General features: G+C 47.9%; 4 protein-coding genes. All 4 read left to right on the top strand.

Features of this window, described 5'->3' with window-relative positions; translation table 11 throughout:
* The coding region (locus ACILQR_RS17195) for a hypothetical protein (protein WP_395652584.1) at positions 1–425 on the top strand (425 nt) is incomplete at its 5' end.
* Positions 422–1498 (top strand): hypothetical protein, encoded by a 1077-nt coding sequence (locus ACILQR_RS17190; protein WP_395652583.1) that lies wholly within the window; start codon positions 422–424, stop codon positions 1496–1498. The genes ACILQR_RS17195 and ACILQR_RS17190, both read left to right, overlap by 4 nt.
* Complete coding sequence (locus ACILQR_RS17185; RefSeq protein WP_395652582.1) at positions 1498–1986, top strand: hypothetical protein; 489 nt, start codon at positions 1498–1500, stop codon at positions 1984–1986. Before ACILQR_RS17190 ends, ACILQR_RS17185 begins: the two co-directional genes overlap by 1 nt.
* Positions 1977–3508: hypothetical protein (locus ACILQR_RS17180; RefSeq protein WP_395652581.1), on the top strand; the 1532-nt coding region annotated here is incomplete at its 3' end. The genes ACILQR_RS17185 and ACILQR_RS17180, both read left to right, overlap by 10 nt.

Here is a 3508-nt window from a genome sequence, read left to right as displayed (position 1 = left end):
ACGGCAAGGGGGGGCTACCTGATCCAGCGGAAGCGAGTGTAAGTCTTGGTAAAATTGATCGACGCATTACCCGTCGCCGCTACACCTTGGATTTTGAACTTACCGTGAATAGCCAAACCCGCGAAATACTGCGAAAAATGCAACGCGGGTTGACTGATTTCCGGTTCTGGTACTTCACGGCGGGAGATTGGTTGTTTGGCGGGGCAAATGGGATTAAGCCTTTGGTTGTTTCCGCTGTTTTGCCTTTGCTGCCTGGGGGGAACGACTTTGAATTAGGGCGAATCCGTATTGAATTTGCGTCGGACATAGATCCACTTGGCGCTTATGTGCCTGATTTTGCAGAAGTTGACCTATACAGCGGTTATTTGATTGACAACGATGATGATTTCTTAATTGATGATGATAACGACTTTTTGGAAACATGAAAAATATTACACTTTTTATCCTTTTCGCGGTGGTTTTGGCGGTTGATCTGGGTGCGCAAGGCATCAACTTTAACACCCTACCCGCTATTTCCAGCATTACCGCTACTTCCCCCTTCCCTACCGTTACAACGAGTGGCAGATGGCGAAAGGCTACCGCCGCGCAAATGCAGGCTTTCATTATGCCTCGACCTGTTACGCGTGTTGCGCCAACTAACCGCTATGTTTTGGGCTACGTTTCGGGGTCGGATTCGCTTCAATACATCCCCGGTGGCCTTATGTCGCAATTGCCAATCGGTAGCGTAACAGTTGCCGCAGCTACAAACTCGCTTACTCTTTCGGGTCTTGGCGGGCTTAACTTCAATACAACTTCGTGGGGTTCTGGTTGGGTGAATAGACTTGCCCTTACTCGCTCAGGGTCTAGCACACTGTCTTTGCTCAAGGGTGGCCAAACTATCTCAATCAGTGCCGACACTTCGACAGGTGCTTCAATGCGCTGGAATAATATTGGATTTCGGGCAAAGTCGGATTCGATGTTCATCACCCCGGAAAGCATGGATAGTATAACCGTTGGTGAGGCGTTGGTAGTTGCTGCGAAGTTTTCCGACAAGGCGTACATCAAGAGTAAATCCGTTTCAGGCAGTGGAATAAGCAACGGAGATAAAGGCGACATCACAGTAAGCGCGGGCGGTGCAACCTGGACGATAGACAATAACACAATTGGCTCACCTCAAATGGCCTCTACTGCGGTAACGGCTGGAACTTATGCACTTGCAACAATCCAAGTTGATCAAGACGGGCGGCTTCAAAGCGCGGTAAATGGGGTATTAGCAGCAAGCGCAATACTAGACTTCCCGTCCACAACAGCGGGAGGAACGCAAGACCTGACCATTACCGTAACAGGCGCAATAGACGGCGATCCGGTGGCCATCGGCGTCCCAAACGCATGCGCAACTACTGGCACTTTCTTTGCCTGGGTAAGCGCAAGCAATACCGTAACAATCCGCTTTTTCAACCCATCAGGCGGTAGTGTAAACCCAACATCAGGAACCTTCAAAGTAAAAGTTATCCCGTAATGACCACAACGACCGTCAACAAAATGATGATTTCGACTACCTATGATTCTACTTTTACTTTTACGTATGAGGTGGCAGGGGTGGCCATTGACTTGACGGCGGGTTATACTTCGGAACTGCGATTAAAGCAGAAAACCACAGGGACAACCATCTACACTTTTTCGTTTTTGACTGGCGACATTATTTTGGGGTCTGGAATTGGCAACATTGAAGTACTTATTCCAACATCTATTTCATCAACTTTTACGGATAATTCCGGTACGTGGCAATTGGTTGTAGATAATGGTTCTGAAATTGAAGTTGAAACAGGTTGCTGGATGACCACAACAACCGTTCCGGGTTACGAATCGACAACTATTGTAAGCTATTCAAGCCGGGAAGAGGCAGCAAACGACGGGGTTGGATTTGGTGAAAGTTTTGCGCTTAATCTTGAAAACGAATACGGCATGTCCGAGGGCGTGACTATGACACAAACAATATGCGAGTAATTATCCTTTCAATAGCTTTCCTTTTTCTTGCCTTTTCGGCTCAATCACAAGTACTTAAATCCGCAGGGGTTTGGTACTTTCTTGATGTGGATAGCATGACGGCACGGCCTGCTGCACTTCCAAATGGTACAGAACTAGCCTACGTTGTTGGTACAAAAAAGATATACCGATGGAATAGGGCAACAAGTGCGTGGCAGGAGTATTCAAGCGGTGGGCTTACCATGCCTTTCGACTCTATCTATTTCACCCCTTCCGCAATTGAACCAGATACCGCAGAACTAAAATTCAGCACCGATAGCGAAACATTGGTATTTGGCGCGGGTGGTACAACCATCGAGATAGGACAAAAGGAAACGTGGTATGTCAAGAACCAAACAGGATCTACAATAGCAAAAGGCACGGCTGTAATGGCAGTCGGGACGTTAGACAGTTCAGGAAGAATCCTTGTTTCTCCGATGGTTTCTAACGGTACGGTAAGTGCAAAATACTTGCTAGGTGTAACTGCTACCAGTATCGCCAACGGTGCTGACGGGTATGTGATTAGCTTTGGCAAACTCCGAAAAACCAATACAAATACATGGAACGAGGGAGACGTAATATACTGCTCCGCAACAACTCCAGGCGCATTGACAAACGTCGAACCATCTCCTCCGAACTTGCGCTTACCGATTGCTTTCGTGGTGAATAAAAGTGCGACAGTTGGCGTTCTTGCAATTCGTGTCCAGACAGGAAACGAGCTGCATGAATTGCATGATGTAGACACCACGGGCATCAACCAAGGTGAGGGCTTAATCTACAATTCAACTTCACACAAGTGGGTGGCAAGTGCGGGGCAGTTGTTATCGGGATCAGGCATAACCAACAGAATCCCGATTTTTACGGGTAGCAACACGTTAGGCAGCTCAAACGCGCTATATAACAGCACAACGAAACGCTGGACGTGGGATAGTCCAAGTGTGTTGGAGTTGCCAATGGGAACAGATGCGCAACGTCCAAGCCCTGCCACAACTTCGGATTTCTGGTATAGCATGACAAGCAATGGCCCCGAATGGTACAACGGCACTCGATGGGCTAAGGGGTTGGAAAGTACGACAAACAGGTTTGCAACGGGGCAAATTATCCATACAGACGCAAACCAACAAGCAACGGGGAGTTCAACATTTACACAGGTTTCCAATAAGCTAACACTGGGGGTGCCAAGTGGAAAAAATCCAGTGGTGGACATTGTAACGGGAAATGGTGATGGGACAGTCAATGAATCGGGCGGACTTAGGTTAAGATTCCGAGCAAACGATGGCAATACCTTTTTCATGCAAATGGGGACATCACATACGGCAAGAGGGGGATCTAACCAAGGTTACGGGTATATTCAGTCCGGCTACTGGGGAGGTGCGTACACAAACCCTCTCTTCAATAACCCAAAAGGCGGATTTGTGGGCTTTGGAAGTGTATCAAGTGCCGAGTGGGAAGTTTCGGTAAAAAACGCAATAGGCATCAACGCGCCTAATTTCCCTCCTGCACT

The organism is Brevundimonas sp. (assembly GCF_044239655.1).
Classification (GTDB): domain Bacteria; phylum Pseudomonadota; class Alphaproteobacteria; order Caulobacterales; family Caulobacteraceae; genus Brevundimonas.
This window is presented reverse-complemented; position numbering and strand designations above follow the sequence as displayed.